This is a genomic window from Streptomyces sp. CNP082 (assembly GCF_059570535.1).
In genome coordinates this window covers 1-17,354 of sequence record NZ_JCANSZ010000012.1, presented here as the reverse complement: position 1 = coordinate 17,354, position 17,354 = coordinate 1, and the positions used below count along the sequence as shown (strand labels likewise).

Genomic DNA, 17,354 nt, shown 5'->3' with positions numbered 1-17,354 from the left:
GGCTGAGTTGTGGGCACTGCGGTGCTGTGGACGTCGATCCTACGTTTGACCTACCGGGGCGCAGCAAGAGGCTCATGAAGACAAGCGCGCCGGCGTGCGGTCCCAATCCGCCGGAAGAAGCGGAACTGTCCACTTCGGGTCGGGGCGCCAAAGCTGCCAGCCCGAGGAGAACGGCGGCCCCCACGCCCCGATCGCGTCGACCGCCCGCCGGCCGGCGTCCCGTACGGCCGCGGCGCGGGCGGCGGGCATCAGGCCCGCGCGCTGTGCGGCGGCGAACTCGTCCTCGTCCCGCCACTCCCACGAGCGGTCCGGACGGACGACGAGGTCCAGGTAGTGGTCCTCGGAGTCGACGCCCCCGGCCCAACGCACCCGGGGCGCTTCGAGGTTGACGTAGAAGGACTTGAAGGTCCAGTCCTCCTCCCAGAACAGCCAGACGGACCAGGGTTCGCCGGGCCGGGCCAGCTTGAGCACACCGGCGCCGAACCAGCGGGTGCGGTACGGCCGGTGCGGCTTGGTGTAGCGGGTGGCCAGCGGCTCGCGGTGCAGCGCGGTGCCGTCGGCCAGCACGGGGCGTACGCACTCGGTGTCGGGCGCCACCCAGACGGCGAGGGTCTCGGCGTCGTCGCGGACGACGGTCACCGGGCGGCAGACGGCCACGGTGCGGCCGAGCCCGTCGCCGGTGCTGCCGGTGCTGCCGGTGGCTGCGGGGCTGCCGGTGCCGGCGGCTGTGCCGGGCGCCTCGGCCTCGTGGGTGCGGTAGCGCCAGAGGATGTGATCCCCCGGTGCCCACCGGCCGCCTGAGACGTTCCTGTCGCTGTCAACCGCCGCGTCTGGCCCGTGCATCCGACGATGGTATCCAGCGCCGCCTCACGGCCGGGTCATCCTCAGCACATCCAGCGCACTGTCCAACTGCTCCTCCGTGAGCAGTCCGCGCTCGATGTACCCGCCCTCCAGTACCACCTCGCGGATCGTCTTGCGCTCGGCCAGCGACTTCTTCGCCACCTTGGCCGCTTCCTCGTACCCCAGGTACCGGTTGAGCGGGGTGACGACGGACGGCGAGGACTCCGCGTACTCCCGGGCGCGTTCGACGTTCGCCGTGATGCCGTCGACCGTGCGGTCGGCGAGCAGGCGCGCGGCGTTGGCGAGCAGGCGGACGGACTCCAGCACGTTGCGGGCGAGTACGGGCAGCATCACGTTCAACTCGAAGTTGCCGGAGGCGCCGGCGGTGGTGACCGTCACGTCGTTCCCGATGACCTGGGCGCAGACCATCAGCACTGCCTCGGGGACCACCGGGTTCACCTTGCCCGGCATGATCGACGAGCCCGGCTGCAGGTCGGGCAGGGCGATCTCGGCGAGTCCTGTGCGCGGCCCCGAGCCCATCCAGCGCAGGTCGTTGCAGATCTTGGTGAGTCCGACCGCGATCGTGCGCAGCTGACCCGAGACCTCCACCAGGCCGTCGCGGGCGCCCTGCGCCTCGAAGTGGTCGCGGGCCTCGGTCAGCGGCAGCCCGGTGGCCCGGGCCACCTCGGCGATGACGGCGGCGGCGAAGCCGGGCGGGGTGTTGATGCCCGTGCCGACGGCGGTGCCGCCCAGCGGCAGCTCGGCCAGCCGCGGCAGCGAGGCGTGCAGCCGCTCGACGCCCGTGGCGACCTGGGCGGCATATCCGGCGAACTCCTGGCCGAGGGTGACGGGCGTGGCGTCCATCAGGTGCGTCCGCCCGGACTTCACCACCTCCGCGAACTCCTCCGCCTTGCCCGCCAGCGCCGTCCGCAGCTGCGTCAGCGCGGGGATCAGGTCCTGCACGACCGCGCCGGTGGCGGCGATGTGGATGGAGGAGGGGAACGTGTCGTTCGACGACTGGCTGGCGTTGACGTGGTCGTTGGGGTGGACCACCGGTCCTCCGGTGCCCAGCTTCTCCTGCGCGAGGGTGGCCAGCACCTCGTTCATGTTCATGTTCGACGACGTGCCGGAGCCGGTCTGGAAGACGTCGACCGGGAACTCCGCGTCCCAGCGGCCCGCCGCGACCTCCTCCGCCGCCGCCTGCACGGCCGCGGCGACGTCCTGCTCAAGCACGCCGAACTCCGCGTTGACCTTCGCCGCGGCGGCCTTGATGCGGGCCAGCGCGGCGATGTGCGCGGACTCCAGGCGCAGCCCGGAGACCGGGAAGTTCTCCACGGCGCGCTGCGTCTGGGCGCGCCACTTGGCGTCGGCGGGGACCCGGACCTCGCCCATCGAGTCGTGCTCGATGCGGAAGCCGTCGGATGCGGGGCGTTCTGCGGGGGACCGGTCGGCGGGCTCGCTCATGCTGCCGAGGATACGACCGCGCACCGACACCGCCCGTGCGCCGAACGGTGGATTCGGCGGGGAAGGCCGCGGACTTGCCGCCGCGGCTGCCGCGGGCGCGGACGGCGGCGCGGTGCAATCACCTGAGAAGGAGTAAATCACAAGAGATCGCAAGATACCGTCCAGGTTCGGCCCGAGGAGTGACGTGACGACCAGCTTTCGCATCCGCCGGTTCCGCAGCGGAGCACGCGCAGCCGCGCTCGTCTGCGCCCTGCTCGCCGCCGCGGCGCAGCCGGCGGGCGCCGCCGCGCAGCAGGACGACGGCAACGGGGACGACAAGGGCAAGGACGTGCCCGGGGTGACCGGCCCCGCCATGAAGATCGCCATCGACAACGCGCGCAAGACCTCGGGCCCCGGTCAGGAGGCCACGTACACCGTCCGCGTCTCCAGCCTGCAGAAAGCGCCCATCAAGGACATCGTGATCCGGCAGACGCTGCCGGAGGGCATGGAGCTGGTCCAGCCGGGCAGGGGCGGCAGGGTGCGGGGAGGCCACGAGGTGAGCTGGACGGCGGATCTGAAGGGGCACAGGCACGCGGAGTTCACCGCGCGGACGCGGGTCGCGGAGGGGGCGCCGACGGCGGGTGAGCTGGCGGCGACGGCGTGCGCGTACGAGAAGGGCGCGGAGACCGCTGTGGTGTGCGCGCCGGACATCGACAAGCTGAGCGACGCGCCGGCGCGCACCGCCGACGACGGGCGCGGCGACGGCAGCGGTGACCGCGGTGACGGCGGTGACGACCGCGGTGACGCCGGCGATGACCGCGACGCCGAGCCGCAGGCCGCCGGTGACTCCGGGAGCACCGCGGCGTACGGGCTGGGCGCCGGCGTGCTGCTGCTGGGCGGCGGGGCCGTGGCCGTCGCGCTACGGCGCCGGGCGGTCGCGGCCCGGCGCCGCTGAGGGCGCCGGCGCACGGCCCGGCTTGTACGCGGGCAAGGGGCGCCCGGCGAGACCCGGCCGCCCCTTCGCGTCTGTACGCGCTCCCGCTACGGCTTCGCCGCGCCCCGCACCGGGATGCTCGTCACGAACGGCTTCGCCGGGCCGGGGTCGGTGAAGAAGTCGTTCCCCTTGTCGTCGACCACGATGAACGCCGGGAAGTCCTCGACCTCGATCTTCCAGACGGCCTCCATGCCCAGCTCCTCGTACTCCAGGACCTCGACCTTCTTGATGCAGTCCTGCGCCAGCCGCGCCGCCGGCCCGCCGATCGAGCCCAGATAGAAGCCGCCGTGCGCGGCGCAGGCGTCGGTGACCTGCTGGGAGCGGTTGCCCTTGGCCAGCATCACCATCGACCCGCCCGCCGCCTGGAACTGCTCGACGTACGCGTCCATCCGCCCCGCCGTCGTCGGTCCGAAGGAGCCGGAGGCGTAGCCCTCGGGGGTCTTGGCCGGGCCGGCGTAGTACACGGGGTGGTCCTTCAGGTATTGCGGCATCTCCTCGCCCGCGTCCAGGCGCTCCTTGATCTTCGCGTGCGCGATGTCGCGCGCCACGACGAGCGGGCCGGTCAGCGACAGCCGCGTCTTGACCGGGTACTTCGTCAGCTCCGCCCGCACCTCGGCCATCGGCCTGGCGAGGTCGATCCGTACGGCGTCATCCGCGGAACCCGCGGAACCCGAAGCGTCCGAAGCGCCCGCCGAGCCCGCGGTGAGCTCCGCCGCGGTGGTGTCCGGCAGGAAGCGCGCCGGGTCGTGCTCCAACTGCTCCAGGAAGACGCCCTCCGCCGTGATCTTCGCCAGCGCCTGCCGGTCGGCGGAGCAGGAGACCGCGAGGGCCACCGGGCAGGACGCGCCGTGCCGCGGCAGCCGGACGACGCGCACGTCGTGGCAGAAGTACTTGCCGCCGAACTGCGCCCCGATGCCGAGCGTCTGCGTCAGCTCGAAGACCCTGGCCTCCATCTCGGTGTCCCGGAAGCCGTGGCCGGTGGGGGAGCCCTCGGTGGGCAGCGAGTCGAGATAGTGCGCGGAGGCGTACTTCGCGGTCTTCAGCGCGTACTCGGCCGACGTGCCGCCGACGACGATCGCCAGGTGGTACGGCGGGCAGGCGGCCGTGCCCAGCGAGCGGATCTTCTCCTCCAGGAAGCGCAGCATCGACGCCTCGTTGAGTACGGCCTTGGTCTCCTGGTAGAGGAACGACTTGTTGGCGCTGCCGCCGCCCTTGGCCATGAAGAGGAACTTGTACGCGTCCCCGTCGGTGGCGTAGAGCTCCACCTGCGCCGGCAGGTTGCTGCCGGTGTTCTTTTCGTCCCACATGGTCAGCGGGGCCATCTGGGAGTAGCGCAGGTTGAGCTTCGTGTACGCGTCGAACACCCCGCGCGACAGCGCCTCCTCGTCCCGCCCCTGCGTCAGCACGTGCTGCCCGCGCTTGCCCATGACGATCGCCGTGCCCGTGTCCTGGCACATCGGCAGCACGCCCGCCGCCGAGATGTTGGCGTTCTTCAGCAGGTCGAGCGCGACGAACTTGTCGTTGGGCGACGCCTCGGGGTCGTCGCAGATGGCGCGCAACTGGGCGAGGTGCGCGGGGCGCAGGCAGTGCGAGATGTCGTGTATGGCCTCCGCGGCGAGCAGCCGCAGCGCCTCCGGCGCGACCTGGAGGAACGTACGCCCGCCGGCCTCGACCGTACTGACGCCCTCCGTCGTCAGCAGGCGGTACTCCGTGGTGTCCGCGCCGAGGGGGAGGAGGTCCGTGTACTGGAACGCGGGGGTGGCGGGGCGGGCGGTGGCGGTCATCGCGTTCCTTCTGTGTCGGCCGGCTGCGGCTGTGCGTCCCCCAGGTTAGGACGGCCGCGCGGGGGCGGCGTGGTGAGGTGCCCCTCCCGGCCGCCGCAGAGACCCTAGTCACGATGTATCGCGTTTGGTTACGCTGGCTCCGTGGACGAGACCCCGCGCGACAGCGCCCCCGTGCCCGCCGCCCCGCCGTCGCTGTCGAAGAAGCCGGTCGCGGAGGGAGAGCTGCGCGCCTCCGACGCGGACCGCGACCGGGTGGCCGACATCCTCCGCGAGGCGCTCGCCGAGGGGCGGCTGGACCCGGAGGAGCACGCCGAGCGGATCGACGGCGTCTACCAGGCCAAGACCGTGGGCGAGCTGGAGCCGCTCGTACGCGACCTGCCCGTCGGCCGGCGCGCGCCCGGCTCCGTGCCGGCGCCGCCCCCGCCGTCGTACCCCCAGCCGCAGTCGCAGTCCCTCGTCGCGATCTTCAGCGGCTCCACGCGCAAGGGCCGCTGGAGCGTGGGGCGCAGGACCACGGCGTTCGCGCTCTTCGGGGGCGTCGACATCGACCTGACCGAGGCGGTCTTCCACCAGCAGGAGATCGTCATCAACGCGACCGCCATCTTCGGCGGCGTCGACATCAAGGTCCCGGCGAACGTGTCGCTGCGCGGGTCCGGCACGGCCGTCTTCGGCGGCTTCGACGTGCACGCGCAGGAGGCGGAGGACCCGCGTGCGCCGGTGGTCGTCGTCACGGGGTTCGCGCTCTTCGGCGGGGTGGACGCCAAGGGCAAGAAGGGCAAGTTCCTGAAGAACCTCACGGACCGGATGCGCAAGCACGACCTCGGCCACTGACCCCGTTCCGGCGCCCCAACTGCCCCCGCAGACGCGGAAGGAGCACCCCCATCCCGGGTAGCCACTCGGCGCATAAGCGCGCGCACAGCGGGTAGAGCACGTGCATCGTCTCCTCCGTACGGCTGCAGGTGCGAACCGTCGTACGCCTTACGAGACAGCTTTGTCCCTGATCCGCCAACGCCGTCGTCAGGAGTGGACCGTGCTGCAGTCCCACCAGCAGTCCCTGCAGGAAGCCCGGGTGCCGATCCAGCGCTCCGGCCGGCGGGAAGAGGGGGATCCCTGGCACACGGAGGCGGTGTGCCGGCGGGACGAGGCCGCGCTGTTCTTTGCACCGTCGAAGGAGCCGACCGCCGACCGCCTGTCGCGCGAGGCCGCCGCGAAGCGGGTCTGCGCGCGTTGTCCCGTGATGATCGAGTGCCGGGAGCACGCGCTGCTGCTGCCCGAGCCGTACGGCGTGTGGGGCGGGCTCACGGCGGCGGAACGGCGGGTCGTACAGGCGCGCCGCAGGCGGCGGGAGACAGCGGAGAAGCTGACCGCCCCGCGGGGCATAGCGCAGGCGGGCTGAGCCGGCCCGCGGCCCGGGGGCGGACGGTTCTGCCGGGTTGGACGCCGTCCGTACGCACCCGCCGCCGGCGCGCCGCTACAGGCCCCGGTCGAAGTCGATCGAGCTGTACGCACGCAGCTTCGACAACCGGTGCTCCGACTCGATCTGCCGGATCGTGCCGCTCTTCGACCGCATCACCAGCGACTGCGTGAACGCCCGGTCCGCGCGGTAGCGCACGCCGCGCAGCAGCTCCCCGTCGGTGATCCCGGTGGCGACGAAGAACACGTTCTCACCGCGGACGAGGTCGTCGATCAGCAGCGTACGGTCCAGGTCGTGCCCGGCGTCGAGCGCCCGCTGCCGCTCCGCGTCGTCCCGCGGCCACAACTTGCCCTGGAACGTGCCGCCCAGGCACTTCATCGCGCAGGCCGCGATGACGGCCTCCGGGGTGCCGCCGACGCCCAGCAGCAGGTCGACACCGGTGCCGTCGCGGGCGGTCATGATGGCGCCGGCGACATCGCCGTCGGAGATGAACTTGATCCGCGCCCCGGCCTCGCGGACCTCCCGCACCAGCCCGTCGTGGCGCGGCCGGTCCAGCACGCAGACGGTGACGTCCTGCGCGGTGCCGCCCTTGGCCTTGGCGACGCGGCGGATGTTGGCGGCGACCGGGGCGTTGATGTCGACGTACTCGGCGGCCTCGGGGCCGGTGGCGAGCTTGTCCATGTAGAAGACCGCGGACGGGTCGAACATGCAGCCCCGTTCGGCGACGGCGAGCACCGAGACGGCGTTGCCCATGCCCTTGGCGGTGAGCGTGGTGCCGTCGACCGGGTCGACGGCCACGTCGCACTCGGGTCCTGTGCCGTCGCCGACGTGCTCGCCGTTGAAGAGCATCGGCGCGTGGTCCTTCTCGCCCTCGCCGATCACGACGACGCCGTTCATCGAGACGGTGCTGACCAGGGTGCGCATGGCGCGTACGGCGGCGCCGTCGGCGCCGTTCTTGTCGCCGCGGCCGACCCAGCGGCCGGAGGCCATCGCTCCGGCCTCGGTGACCCGGACGAGCTCCAGGGCGAGGTTGCGGTCGGGGGCCTCGGGGGCCACCTCCAGTTGCTCGGGGAGGTGATGGGGCGTCTCGTGGGACTGCGGCATCCGTGAGGACCTTTCCGCTCGGTCGACGGCCGGGGATCGGGGAGGGGTGCCCTGAGCCTATCGGTTTATCGCCATTTTGAGCACACCGCCCCTCGGATGAGCAGGGCGATTCCTCTGCTGCCCGCCGGCCCCCGCCCCCGGGACCGGGGGCGCTCCGCGATGAGGGACCATAGGAGGGTGGCAGACAGGAACAGCAAGCGGACGGTGCGCAATCTGGTGGGCTCCATGGCGGTCACCCTCGGGGTGTCCCTGGTCGTCTACTTCACCGTCCTTCCCCGCGAGGGCGACGGCAACGAGATAGAGGCCATCTCCTACAGCCAGGAGCTGGGCCAGGTCCGCCGCGTCGCGCCGTTCCCGGTCGTCGCGCCGGTGGGGCTGCCGGACGACTGGCGGGCCAACTCCGTGTCGTACCGCGGGACCGGTGACCACGGCACGACCTGGCACCTGGGCTTCGTCACGCCCGATGACGAGTACCTGGCCGTGGAGCAGGGGAGCAAGAACGCCGACCGGTTCATCCGCAAGGTCACCCAGCAGGCGCGGCCGACGGGCGAGAGCCGGCAGGTCGCGGGCGACGAGTGGGCGCGTTACCAGGGCAGGGAGTACGACGCGCTGGTACTCAAGGGCGACGGCGTGACGACCGTGATCACGGGCACGGGGAGCCTGGAGCAGATGGAGGAGATGGTGGCGGCGCTGCGGGCGAAGTGAGCGGTGGCGGGGCGGCCCCGGTCCGTACGAAGGAGCCGTGAGCGGGAGCCGTCTGGCTGCGCCCTTGGCCGAAGGCGCCGGCGGACCCCTCAGCCCGGAGACCTCCGACCGGGTCCTCCCTCTGACCTACTCCGCCCCCTCCGCGTCCTCTTCTTCCCACTCTTCCCCGTCCCCCTCGGCCTCTTCAGCCTCGTCCTCGTCCTCCGACTCCGCCAGCGCCGCGTCGAGCCGCTCGCGGGCGCCGTCCAGCCACTGCCGGCAGACCCGCGCCAGCTCCTCCCCGCGTTCCCACAGCGCCAGGGACTCCTCCAGTGTCGAACCGCCGGACTCCAGCCGGCGCACGACCTCCATCAGCTCGTCCCGCGCCTGCTCGTAACCGAGAGTCCCCCGGTCCTTCGTCTCTGCCATGGCCCCCACCCTAGGACCCGCCTATGACACCGGGCCGACCGTGACACCGAACTCCCCGTCGGCGACCCGGGCGCGCAGCTCCTCGCCCGCGCTCACCTCGTCCGCCGCGCGCACCACCGCGCCGTCCGGCCGCTGGAGCACCGCGTAACCGCGCTTCAGCGTGGCCGCGGGGGAGAGGGCGACGACCCGGGCGCGGGTGTGCGCCAGCTCCGAGTCCGCGCGGTCCAGCAGATGCGCCAGCGTGCGCCGGCCGCGCGCGAGCACCGCGTCCACGACCTCCGCGCGCTCGTCGACGATCCCGTACGGCTCGGCCATCGCCGGCCGGCTCAGCCACGCCGCGAGGCCGCGCTCCTCGCGGTCCAGCATCCCCGTCAGCACGCGCAGCGCGCGCTGCCTGAGCTGCTCTATCCGCACGTGCTCCTCGCCGACGTCCGGCACGGCGTCCTTCGCGGCGTGCGTGGGCGTACGGGAACGGAGATCCGCCACGTAGTCCAGGAGAGGGTTGTCCGGCTCGTGGCCGATGGCGGAGACCACCGGCGTACGGCACGCGGCCACGGCCCGTACGAGCTGCTCGTCCGAGAACGGCAGCAGGTCCTCCACGCTGCCGCCGCCCCGCGCGACGATGATGACGTCCACCTCCGCCAGGCCGTCCAGCTCCTGCACCGCCTTGATGACCTGCGGCACCGCGTGCACCCCCTGCACCGCCACCGGCCGCACCTCGAACCGCACCGCCGGCCACCGGTGCCGCGCCGTCTCCAGCACGTCCCGCTCCGCCGCCGACGCCCGCCCCGTCACCAGCCCGATGCGGCGCGGCAGGAACGGCAGCGGCTTCTTGCGCTCCGGCGCGAACAGCCCCTCGGCGGCCAGCGCCTTCTTCAACCGCTCCAGCCGCACGAGCAGTTCGCCGACGCCCACCGGGCGGATCTCGGCGGCGCGCAGCGAGAGCTGGCCGCCCCGCGCGTACCAGACCGGCTTGGCGAAGACGACGACGCGGGCGCCTTCCTGTATGACATCCGCCACCTTGTCGAACACGTCGCGGAAGCACGTCACCGTCAGGGAGACCTCCTGCGCCGGATCGCGCAGCGTCATGAAGACCACGCCGGCGCCCGGCCGCCGCGACAACTGGGTGATCTGCCCCTCCACCCACAGCGCGCCGAGCCGGTCGATCCAGCCGCCGATCTTCCGCGAGACGACCCCGACGGGCATGGGCGTCTCGGCCGTGTTCACCGCCATGGCCCCGAGCCTAACGGCGGGGTACGACACGGGCGGCGCGCGCCGGCCGGCGGGCCGCGGGCGTCGTGCCCTCGAATCGCGCGGAGGACGTTCCGTACCATGGCGGCATGACTGCTTCGAGCGCACCGCAGCCCGCCCGCCGCGTCCTCCTCGCCGCTCCCCGGGGCTACTGCGCCGGCGTCGACCGGGCGGTGATCGCGGTGGAGCAGGCACTTGAGCAGTACGGTGCGCCCGTGTACGTACGGCACGAGATCGTGCACAACAAGTACGTCGTCAAGATGCTGGAGCGCAAGGGCGCAATCTTCGTCGAGGAGACGGCCGAGGTGCCGCCCGGCAACATCGTGATCTTCTCCGCGCACGGCGTCGCCCCCACCGTCCACGAGGAGGCGAAGGCGGGCCGGCTCGCCACGATCGACGCGACCTGCCCGCTGGTGACGAAGGTGCACAAGGAGGCCGTCCGGTTCGCCAAGGACGACTTCGACATCCTGCTCATCGGCCACGAGGGCCACGAGGAGGTCATCGGCACCTCGGGCGAGGCACCGGAGCACATCCAGCTCGTAGACGGCCCCGAGGGCGCGGACCAGATCGAGGTGCGCGACCCCGACAAGGTCGTCTGGCTGTCGCAGACCACGCTGTCGGTGGACGAGACGATGGAGACGGTCGACCGGCTCAAGAGCCGGTTCCCGAACCTGCTGGACCCGCCGAGCGACGACATCTGCTACGCGACGCAGAACCGGCAGGTCGCGGTCAAGCAGGTGGGCGCGGACTCGGACCTCGTGCTCGTCGTCGGCTCGCAGAACTCTTCGAACTCGCAGCGGCTGGTCGAGGTCGCCCTGGACGCGGGCGCCACGGCGTCGTATCTGATCGACGGCGCCGAGGAGATCGACGAGGCGTGGCTGGACGGCGTGGCGACGGTCGGCGTGACGTCGGGGGCGTCGGTGCCGGAGGTGCTGGTCGACGGGGTGCTGGAGTGGCTCGCGGACCGGGGCTACGCGGACGTGGACCTGGTGCAGCCCATGGACGAGCGGCTCACCTTCTCCCTGCCGAAGGAGCTCCGCCGCGACCTGCGCGCCGAGGCGGCTGCGCTGGGCGGCGGCGCGGCGGACTGACCGGAGCGGACTGCTCCGCACCGCGCCGCCGAGACCGGGACGGCGACCGCCGGGCCCCGGAGGGCGGCCCGGCGGGAGGCTCACCGCCGGTGCCGCGCCGTACGGCGAGCAGGGCGAAGTACCGCAGCAGGGCGAGGGCGCCGGCCAGCACCGTCCCCCCGTAGAGCCACGGCGCCTCCAGGGCCAGGGTCGTACCGGCGGCCATGACGCGCGAGGAGACCCCGCCCGAGCCCTCGCCGACGGCCAGTGTCCCGGCGGCGAAGGCGATCGGCATGGCGATCGGCGCGGCGATGACGTCCGAGGGCCGGATCCACAGCGCGCAGCACACCGACAGCACCAGGAACACCACCCCGAAGAACACCGGCGCGGTCCCCATCACCACCTGCACGAACGCCCCCGTACCCAGCATCACCGCCGCCGCCAGCAGCCCCCCGCCGGCCGCCGTCAGCCGCGGCCCCGCGGGCCGCAGCAGCGTCCGCACCACAGGCGGCACGGGCCGCCGCGCCGCGGCCCGGTACACCACGGCGCTCTCCTCGGCCCCGGCCGCCTCGGCGGGGTCGGACGCGCGGGCCGGTCGCGGGACGTGAGCCCTCTGTCGCTCTCCGTCGGGATCCGTGTTCGTACGGTGATGCTGCATCGCTCCACGGTAGGCCCCACGGCAGGTGAAACCCCGGGAGGGGCACAGAATGCGCTCATTCGGAGTGCCGGAGTCCCACGGGACGCACACCCGCCGGGCGCACGGCGCGCACCCGTAGAATCGCAACCGGGTCCGCCACACCGCGACCCCGCCCCCGTCCTCGTACCTCGCACCGGAAGTCGTTCACGTGTCGCTCACGATCGGAATCGTCGGCCTGCCGAACGTCGGCAAGTCGACCCTCTTCAACGCCCTGACCAAGAACGAGGTGCTGGCGGCCAACTACCCGTTCGCCACCATCGAGCCCAACGTCGGCGTCGTCGGCGTCCCCGACCCCCGCCTCGACACCCTGGCGGGCATCTTCGGCTCCCAGCGCATCCTCCCGGCAACGGTCGACTTCGTCGACATCGCCGGCATCGTGCGCGGCGCGAGCGAGGGCGAGGGCCTGGGCAACAAGTTCCTGGCCAATATCCGCGAGTCCGACGCGATCTGCCAGGTCATCCGCGCCTTCCGGGACGAGAACGTGGTCCACGTGGACGGCAAGGTCTCGCCCAAGGACGACATCGAGACCATCAACACCGAGATGATCCTCGCCGACCTCCAGACCATCGAAAAGGTACTCCCGCGGCTCCAGAAGGAATCCCGCATCAAAAAGGACCTGGCCCCCAAACTCACCGCCATCGAAGAGGCCAAGGCCATCCTCGACGCCGGCCAGACCCTCTTCGCCGCAGGCATCGCCCAGGGCACCGACCGCGCCGCTCTCCTCCACGACCTGCACCTGCTGACGACGAAGCCCTTCCTCTACGTCTTCAACGTCGACGAGGACGAACTGGCGGACGAGCCCTTCAAGGACGAACAGCGCGCCCTGGTCGCCCCGGCCGAGGCCATCTTCCTCAACGCCAAACTCGAATCCGAACTCGCCGAACTAGACGAGGCCGACGCCCTCGAACTCCTCCAGTCCGTAGGCCAGCAGGAACCGGGCCTGGTCACGCTCGCCCGCGTAGGCTTCGCCACCCTGGGCCTGCAGACCTACCTGACCGCAGGCCCCAAGGAAGCCCGCGCCTGGACCATCAAGAAGGGCGCGACGGCCCCGGAGGCGGCGGGCGTGATCCACACGGACTTCCAGAAGGGCTTCATCAAGGCGGAGGTCATCTCCTTCGACGCCCTGGTCGCCACCGGCTCGGTACCGGAAGCCCGCGCGGCGGGCAAAGCCCGCATGGAGGGCAAGGACTACGTGATGCGCGACGGCGACGTGGTCGAGTTCCGCTTCAATGTATAGCCCCCGCGATACCGCGACTCGGGTGAATTAGCAAACCACCAGGTCAGCCGGGTGCGCCCCCGGATTCGGGTCGCCCGGTCCGCGTACCGTGGCTGGATTTTGGCTGGATGGTCTGACGGCTCGTCACCTGTCGTCATCTGTCGTTCTCCACACGCTGGCTGGATATTGGCTGGAGAGCGCGGACCGGCGGGACAACGCAGGGGGTGCGGGCGGACGGTGTGTGCGCCCGCGTCAGCCGAGCGTTTCAGGGGTTCGCACCCCGGGGGGCGGTGAGTGTGAACGGCGCTGTCGCGGCCAGCGTGGGCCGCGGGTGCGGCGGGCCGCGACCGTGCCGTATCCCCTTGAGCCCTCGGCAGGGGACCCAGAACATGGGAACGGCCGGGGAACGGGGGTCAGGTAGTGATCACCAGCACTATCCGGGTCAAGCGATAAGTGGCCGGCCGGCCGGCTCGTCCCGGGGCGACGCGACCCATACGCACACGCCGCTGGCGCGGACGCCCCTCAAGCTGCCGGGGGCTTGTCTCATACGCCCGTTCGAATATCAGGCAGGATTCGAACCTCCGCATGCGGCTCCGGAGGGCAGGTGCCAACGGTGCACGACTGAACCGCCCGGGGTCATCCGTACCGTGCTGGTTTGGTGCTGCGTGTCGGTACCGGGTGGCTCCCGATCGATCGGGTCCGTGCTGTCGGTGGGGTCCGCTAACCTTCCGGTGTGTGACTTCCAGCAGGGTGAAACCTTCACCAGCGTCCAGCTGCGCTTCGTCGACCTGATCATTGACTACCTAGCGCGCAACGGCACCATCGACGTTGAGGTCCTGTACCAGTCCCCCTTCGACTCCCTCGCCCCGCGCGGACCGGAGGAGTTGTTCGAGGAGGCGCAGATCGACCAGATCACCGCGGTCATTCGCGCCGTCTACGCCACCGCAGTCGCAACGCAGGACGCGGCATGAAGTGCCCCTCGGTGCACACCGTGCACGTAAGCGTTGGAGACCACCGCTACGCCTACCACACTGACAGCGACTGCCCTGCCTTGTGAACGGCAAGCCCGAGACGTTCAAGGGTCGTCAGGAGATGTCGCGCGAGAACGCGGAGGCACAGGGGCTCAGCCGCGGTCAGCAGTGACAAGACTAGTCATGCATGCGGATCTTGGGGTCTGACTCAACTGGAGACGAGCCATGCTCAGGACTTGTGGATCAGCTTTCCCGGGCGGACGCACGAGAGGCGTACCTTCCCGAGTGAGTGATCAGCAAGTCACCGAGTAGGCCCGCGTTGCAGCGCGGGCCGGGAAGGCACGCCCGTGCTCAGCGTAGTCACCAACGACGGCACCACCGAGACCGGCTCCCTGATGGACGACATCGTCCGCGAGGGCGTCAGGCGGATGCTCGCCGCGGCCCTGGAGGCCGAGGTCTACCAGTACATAGCCGGGCTGGCGGACCAGCGCGACGAGGCCGGTCGCCGTCTCGTGGTGCGAAACGGCCATCACCGGGAGCGGACCGTTACCACCGCTGCGGGCCCGGTCGAGGTGCGGGCGCCGAGGGTGAACGACAAGCGTGTTGATGCCGCCACGGGCGAGCGTCGGCGCTTCTCGTCGAAGATCCTGGCACCGTGGTGCCGGAAGTCCCCGAAGGTATCCGAGGTGCTGCCGCTGCTGTATCTGCACGGGCTGTCGTCCGGGGACTTCGTGCCGGCGCTGGAGCAGTTCCTCGGCTCGGCGGCCGGGCTCTCCCCGGCGGCGGTGACGAGGCTGACCAAGCAGTGGAGCGACGACCATGCCGACTTCCAGGCCCGTGACCTGTCGGAGTCCGACTACGTGTACGTGTGGGCCGACGGCGTGCATCCCAAGGTCCGTCTCGGCCAGGCGCACTCCTGCGTGCTGATGCTGATGGGGGTGCGGCTGGACGGCACCAAGGAACTGATCGCGCTGGCCGAGGGGCTGCGGGAGTCGGCCGAGTCGTGGGCGGATCTGCTGCGGGACTGCCGACGGCGCGGCATGCGCGATCCCGAGCTGGTCGTCGGCGACGGCGCGATGGGCCTGTGGCGGGCCCTTGCGGAGGTATTTCCGCAGGCCAGGCAGCAAAGGTGCTGGGTTCACAAAACCCGCAACGTGATCAACTCGCTGCCGAAGTCCGCGCACCCCGGAGCGAAGAAGGCGCTGCAGGAGATCTACAACGCCGAGGACCGCGACCACGCCATGAAGGCGGTCACCGACTTCGAGCGGGCCTACGGCGCGAAGTGGCCCAAGGCCGTCAAGAAGATCACCGACGATGTCGACGAACTCCTCGCCTTCTACGACTTCCCGGCCGAGCACTGGGTGCATCTACGGACAACGAATCCGATCGAGTCGACCTTCAGCACGGTCAAACTCCGAACCAAGGTCACCCGCGGCGCCGGTAGCCCCGCCGCCGCCCTTGCCATGGTGTTCAAGCTCGCCGAGTCCGCCCAGGCCCGATGGCGGGCGATCACCGCACCCCAACTCGTCGCCCTCGTCCGCAACGGCGCCCGCTTCGAGAACGGTCACCTCGTCGAACGAGCGGAGGTCACCGCAGCCTGAACAACCTTTGTGATCCACAACTCTTGACTATGACTCACTGGAGACGGGCCGGAACCCAAGAACGTACAGCCCTCTAGACCCGGACTTCGCGGGTCACCTTTCAGGTCTGTGGCCAGCGGGTTTGTCCGATGTCGGTATCGAGTAGGTCGAGGAGGTGGAGTTGGACGCCGCGGGTTATCTGGACGGTGGGCGGGTCAGTGAGGTTGCCGATCCTCAGGGTGAGTTCGCCGAGGTGGTAGAAGATCATGCGGCCGGTGGGGCGGGCTCGGCGGTTGTCCGGGTAGAGGCCGGTCATGGTCTGGTCGCCGCCGAGGGCGCGTCTGGCCTGGCGTTCGATGAGGCAGAAGACGAGCAGGGCCAGGCAGATGACCTGGATCAGGGCGGCGACGCGCCGGTTGTGCTGCACGAAGACCGGTGCGACCGCCAGGGGGCCTTTGAAGTCGTGGTAGCGGCGTTCGACCGCGCCCTGGCCCTTGTAGTGGACCAGGATCCGGGCCGAGTTGGCCCGCTCGGCCGGGATGCTGGTCAGCAGCGCGTACCAGCCGTCCACGGCGGCCTCGGAGGCCAAGGCTTCCTGGTCGAAGTGCCAGGCCAGGGTGGGCTTTCCGTGTTCGTCTTCGGTGATCGTCCAGCGCAGACAGGAGGTCACATGGCGTTTGGCTGCGATGACTCCGATGCGAGCGGTGATCTTCGAGCCGGTCTTGTAGTGCCGGCCGCCGGCTGCACTCGCGAGTTTGTCCATCTCCTCACCGGCCCGGGCCAGACGCTTCTCGCGGGCTCTGCGCTGGCCCGCTGCAACGGCGGTGGAGTGCACCAGGACCCGGCGCACCCGGTGCACGGGGTCCCGCTTGCGGGGCCCGGTCAGGGTATGGACGTCCTCCAGAACCCGGTAGCTCTCCCGCTGGTCGGCGGGCTTGCCCGCGTCCCGCCCGGGCACCCAGTCCACAGCCTGGGCCTGGGTGAGATCCAGCGCGGCATAGACCTCGTCCTTGACCTGGGCAGCCGGGACGGGGGCGATGAAGTCCACCCCGGCCGACAAAAGCGCGGTGATGTTGGCGTACGACACCAGTTTGGAGTCGGCAACCATCAGGAACTTCTGTTCACCGGCCATGCCTTGCAGGTCCTTCATCGCCCCGACGGCCTGGCTGACCTCGGCCGCTTTGCCGCCCAGGACCCGGGCATGGACGGGGATGCCGCCGTCGGCGGACACCGCAAGCCCCGTCTGGACCTGCTTAAGGTCCACCCGCCGGTCCTTGGGACGCCCGTGGGCAATGACCGGGTACTGCTCGTCCTGGTCCTGGACCGGATAGGCGCCATGGACGGACATGCTGGTCATATCCCAGTGCAGCCGCGACACATCGATGCCGAACTCGGAGATGGCCCGTGCGCCGACGGTGCCCGCGATGGCCTCCAGTTTCGGGGCGATCGCGTCCAGGGCCCGGGCCAGACGGTCGTCGTTGAGCAGATCCGCCTCGATACCAAAGATCTCCTCCACCGCCCAGGTGCGGGCCCAGTCACCGACCCTCACCAGCGGTGCCGGCGAGGTCAGCCGGTTGGCCACCAATGCCTCGACCACCTGCCCATGGGTCAGATGCGCGCTCGCACCCCCCGGGCACACCTCGTCGACGACCCCCGCGACATCCAACCGGCGCAGAAACTCGGCAGCGACAGGCAGAGCGCCCAGACGCTTCTCCACCACGGACATCACCACCACATCAAGGCGCTGACGGACAGACCGTGGCCGCGGGGACCGGGAAGTCATCGACACACCCCACCCAACGCCGAACGACCGACCCGGGACACCCCCGGACCAGTCACACCATACGAATCAACGACCCGCGAAGTCCGGGTCTAGA

The 17,354-nt window shown here is 71.0% G+C and carries 16 protein-coding genes; 8 read left to right on the top strand and 8 right to left on the bottom strand.

Annotated elements, in window-relative coordinates; translation table 11 throughout:
- Window positions 1-72: 72 nt before the first annotated feature.
- Both fomD and B124_RS12825 read right to left on the bottom strand, forming a co-directional pair.
- Window positions 73-843 (bottom strand): cytidylyl-2-hydroxypropylphosphonate hydrolase, encoded by a 771-nt coding sequence (fomD, locus tag B124_RS12830; RefSeq protein ID WP_496502908.1) that lies wholly within the window; start codon window positions 841-843, stop codon window positions 73-75.
- Between the two features lie 24 nt (window positions 844-867).
- Window positions 868-2,304: a class II fumarate hydratase gene (locus tag B124_RS12825; protein ID WP_496502907.1), complete on the bottom strand. Its 1,437-nt coding sequence runs from the start codon at window positions 2,302-2,304 to the stop codon at window positions 868-870.
- A gap of 184 nt (window positions 2,305-2,488) precedes the next feature.
- On the opposite strand from B124_RS12825, the gene B124_RS12820 reads away from it, so the two are divergent.
- Window positions 2,489-3,238: a hypothetical protein gene (locus B124_RS12820; RefSeq protein WP_496502906.1), complete on the top strand. Its 750-nt coding sequence runs from the start codon at window positions 2,489-2,491 to the stop codon at window positions 3,236-3,238.
- Window positions 3,239-3,324: 86 nt separating this feature from the next.
- Here the strand turns inward: B124_RS12820 and B124_RS12815 are convergent, their stop codons facing one another.
- Window positions 3,325-5,061, bottom strand: a complete 1,737-nt coding sequence (locus tag B124_RS12815) for a fumarate hydratase (RefSeq protein ID WP_496502905.1) — start codon at window positions 5,059-5,061, stop codon at window positions 3,325-3,327.
- 141 nt (window positions 5,062-5,202) lie between these two features.
- Here B124_RS12815 and B124_RS12810 point away from each other — a divergent pair, with 141 nt between their 5' ends.
- Window positions 5,203-5,892 (top strand): DUF1707 SHOCT-like domain-containing protein, encoded by a 690-nt coding sequence (locus B124_RS12810; RefSeq protein ID WP_496502904.1) that lies wholly within the window; start codon window positions 5,203-5,205, stop codon window positions 5,890-5,892.
- Window positions 5,893-6,091: 199 nt separating this feature from the next.
- Window positions 6,092-6,457: a WhiB family transcriptional regulator gene (locus tag B124_RS12805; RefSeq protein ID WP_496502903.1), complete on the top strand. Its 366-nt coding sequence runs from the start codon at window positions 6,092-6,094 to the stop codon at window positions 6,455-6,457.
- 75 nt (window positions 6,458-6,532) lie between these two features.
- On the opposite strand, the gene glpX is transcribed toward B124_RS12805, so the two are convergent.
- Window positions 6,533-7,579, bottom strand: coding sequence for a class II fructose-bisphosphatase (glpX, locus tag B124_RS12800; RefSeq protein WP_496502902.1), 1,047 nt, complete (start codon window positions 7,577-7,579; stop codon window positions 6,533-6,535).
- Between the two features lie 177 nt (window positions 7,580-7,756).
- Here glpX and B124_RS12795 point away from each other — a divergent pair, with 177 nt between their 5' ends.
- The gene (locus tag B124_RS12795; RefSeq protein WP_496502901.1) at window positions 7,757-8,284 is read left to right on the top strand and encodes a DUF4245 domain-containing protein; all 528 of its coding nucleotides are present in this window, start codon (window positions 7,757-7,759) and stop codon (window positions 8,282-8,284) included.
- Window positions 8,285-8,410: 126 nt separating this feature from the next.
- Here B124_RS12795 and B124_RS12790 read toward each other — a convergent pair whose 3' ends face one another.
- Window positions 8,411-8,692 (bottom strand): exodeoxyribonuclease VII small subunit, encoded by a 282-nt coding sequence (locus B124_RS12790; RefSeq protein WP_496502900.1) that lies wholly within the window; start codon window positions 8,690-8,692, stop codon window positions 8,411-8,413.
- A 21-nt stretch (window positions 8,693-8,713) separates the two neighbouring features.
- Window positions 8,714-9,925 carry an exodeoxyribonuclease VII large subunit gene (gene xseA / locus B124_RS12785; protein WP_496502899.1) on the bottom strand — a complete coding sequence of 404 codons (1,212 nt, stop codon included), beginning with the start codon at window positions 9,923-9,925 and terminating at the stop codon, window positions 8,714-8,716.
- 107 nt (window positions 9,926-10,032) lie between these two features.
- On the opposite strand from xseA, the gene B124_RS12780 reads away from it, so the two are divergent.
- Window positions 10,033-11,034, top strand: a complete 1,002-nt coding sequence (locus B124_RS12780; RefSeq protein ID WP_496502898.1) for a 4-hydroxy-3-methylbut-2-enyl diphosphate reductase — start codon at window positions 10,033-10,035, stop codon at window positions 11,032-11,034.
- Here the strand turns inward: B124_RS12780 and B124_RS12775 are convergent.
- Entirely contained in the window at window positions 10,955-11,557 is a 603-nt protein-coding gene (locus B124_RS12775) for a DUF6542 domain-containing protein (protein WP_496502897.1), read from the bottom strand. The two genes, B124_RS12780 and B124_RS12775, sit on opposite strands and share 80 nt — an antisense overlap.
- A 301-nt stretch (window positions 11,558-11,858) precedes the next feature.
- Here B124_RS12775 and ychF point away from each other — a divergent pair, with 301 nt between their 5' ends.
- The 3 genes from ychF (at window position 11,859) to B124_RS12760 (ending at window position 15,498) form a co-directional block, all read left to right on the top strand.
- On the top strand, window positions 11,859-12,947 hold the full coding sequence (ychF, locus tag B124_RS12770; RefSeq protein WP_496502896.1) for a redox-regulated ATPase YchF: 1,089 nt from the start codon (window positions 11,859-11,861) through the stop codon (window positions 12,945-12,947).
- A 680-nt stretch (window positions 12,948-13,627) separates the two neighbouring features.
- Window positions 13,628-13,897, top strand: coding sequence for a type I restriction-modification enzyme R subunit C-terminal domain-containing protein (locus tag B124_RS12765; RefSeq protein WP_496502895.1), 270 nt, complete (start codon window positions 13,628-13,630; stop codon window positions 13,895-13,897).
- 347 nt (window positions 13,898-14,244) lie between these two features.
- Window positions 14,245-15,498 carry an IS256 family transposase gene (locus B124_RS12760; protein ID WP_496502894.1) on the top strand — a complete coding sequence of 418 codons (1,254 nt, stop codon included), beginning with the start codon at window positions 14,245-14,247 and terminating at the stop codon, window positions 15,496-15,498.
- A gap of 100 nt (window positions 15,499-15,598) precedes the next feature.
- Here B124_RS12760 and B124_RS12755 read toward each other — a convergent pair whose 3' ends face one another.
- Window positions 15,599-17,203, bottom strand: a complete 1,605-nt coding sequence (locus B124_RS12755) for an IS1634 family transposase (protein WP_496500751.1) — start codon at window positions 17,201-17,203, stop codon at window positions 15,599-15,601.
- Window positions 17,204-17,354 lie beyond the last annotated feature (151 nt).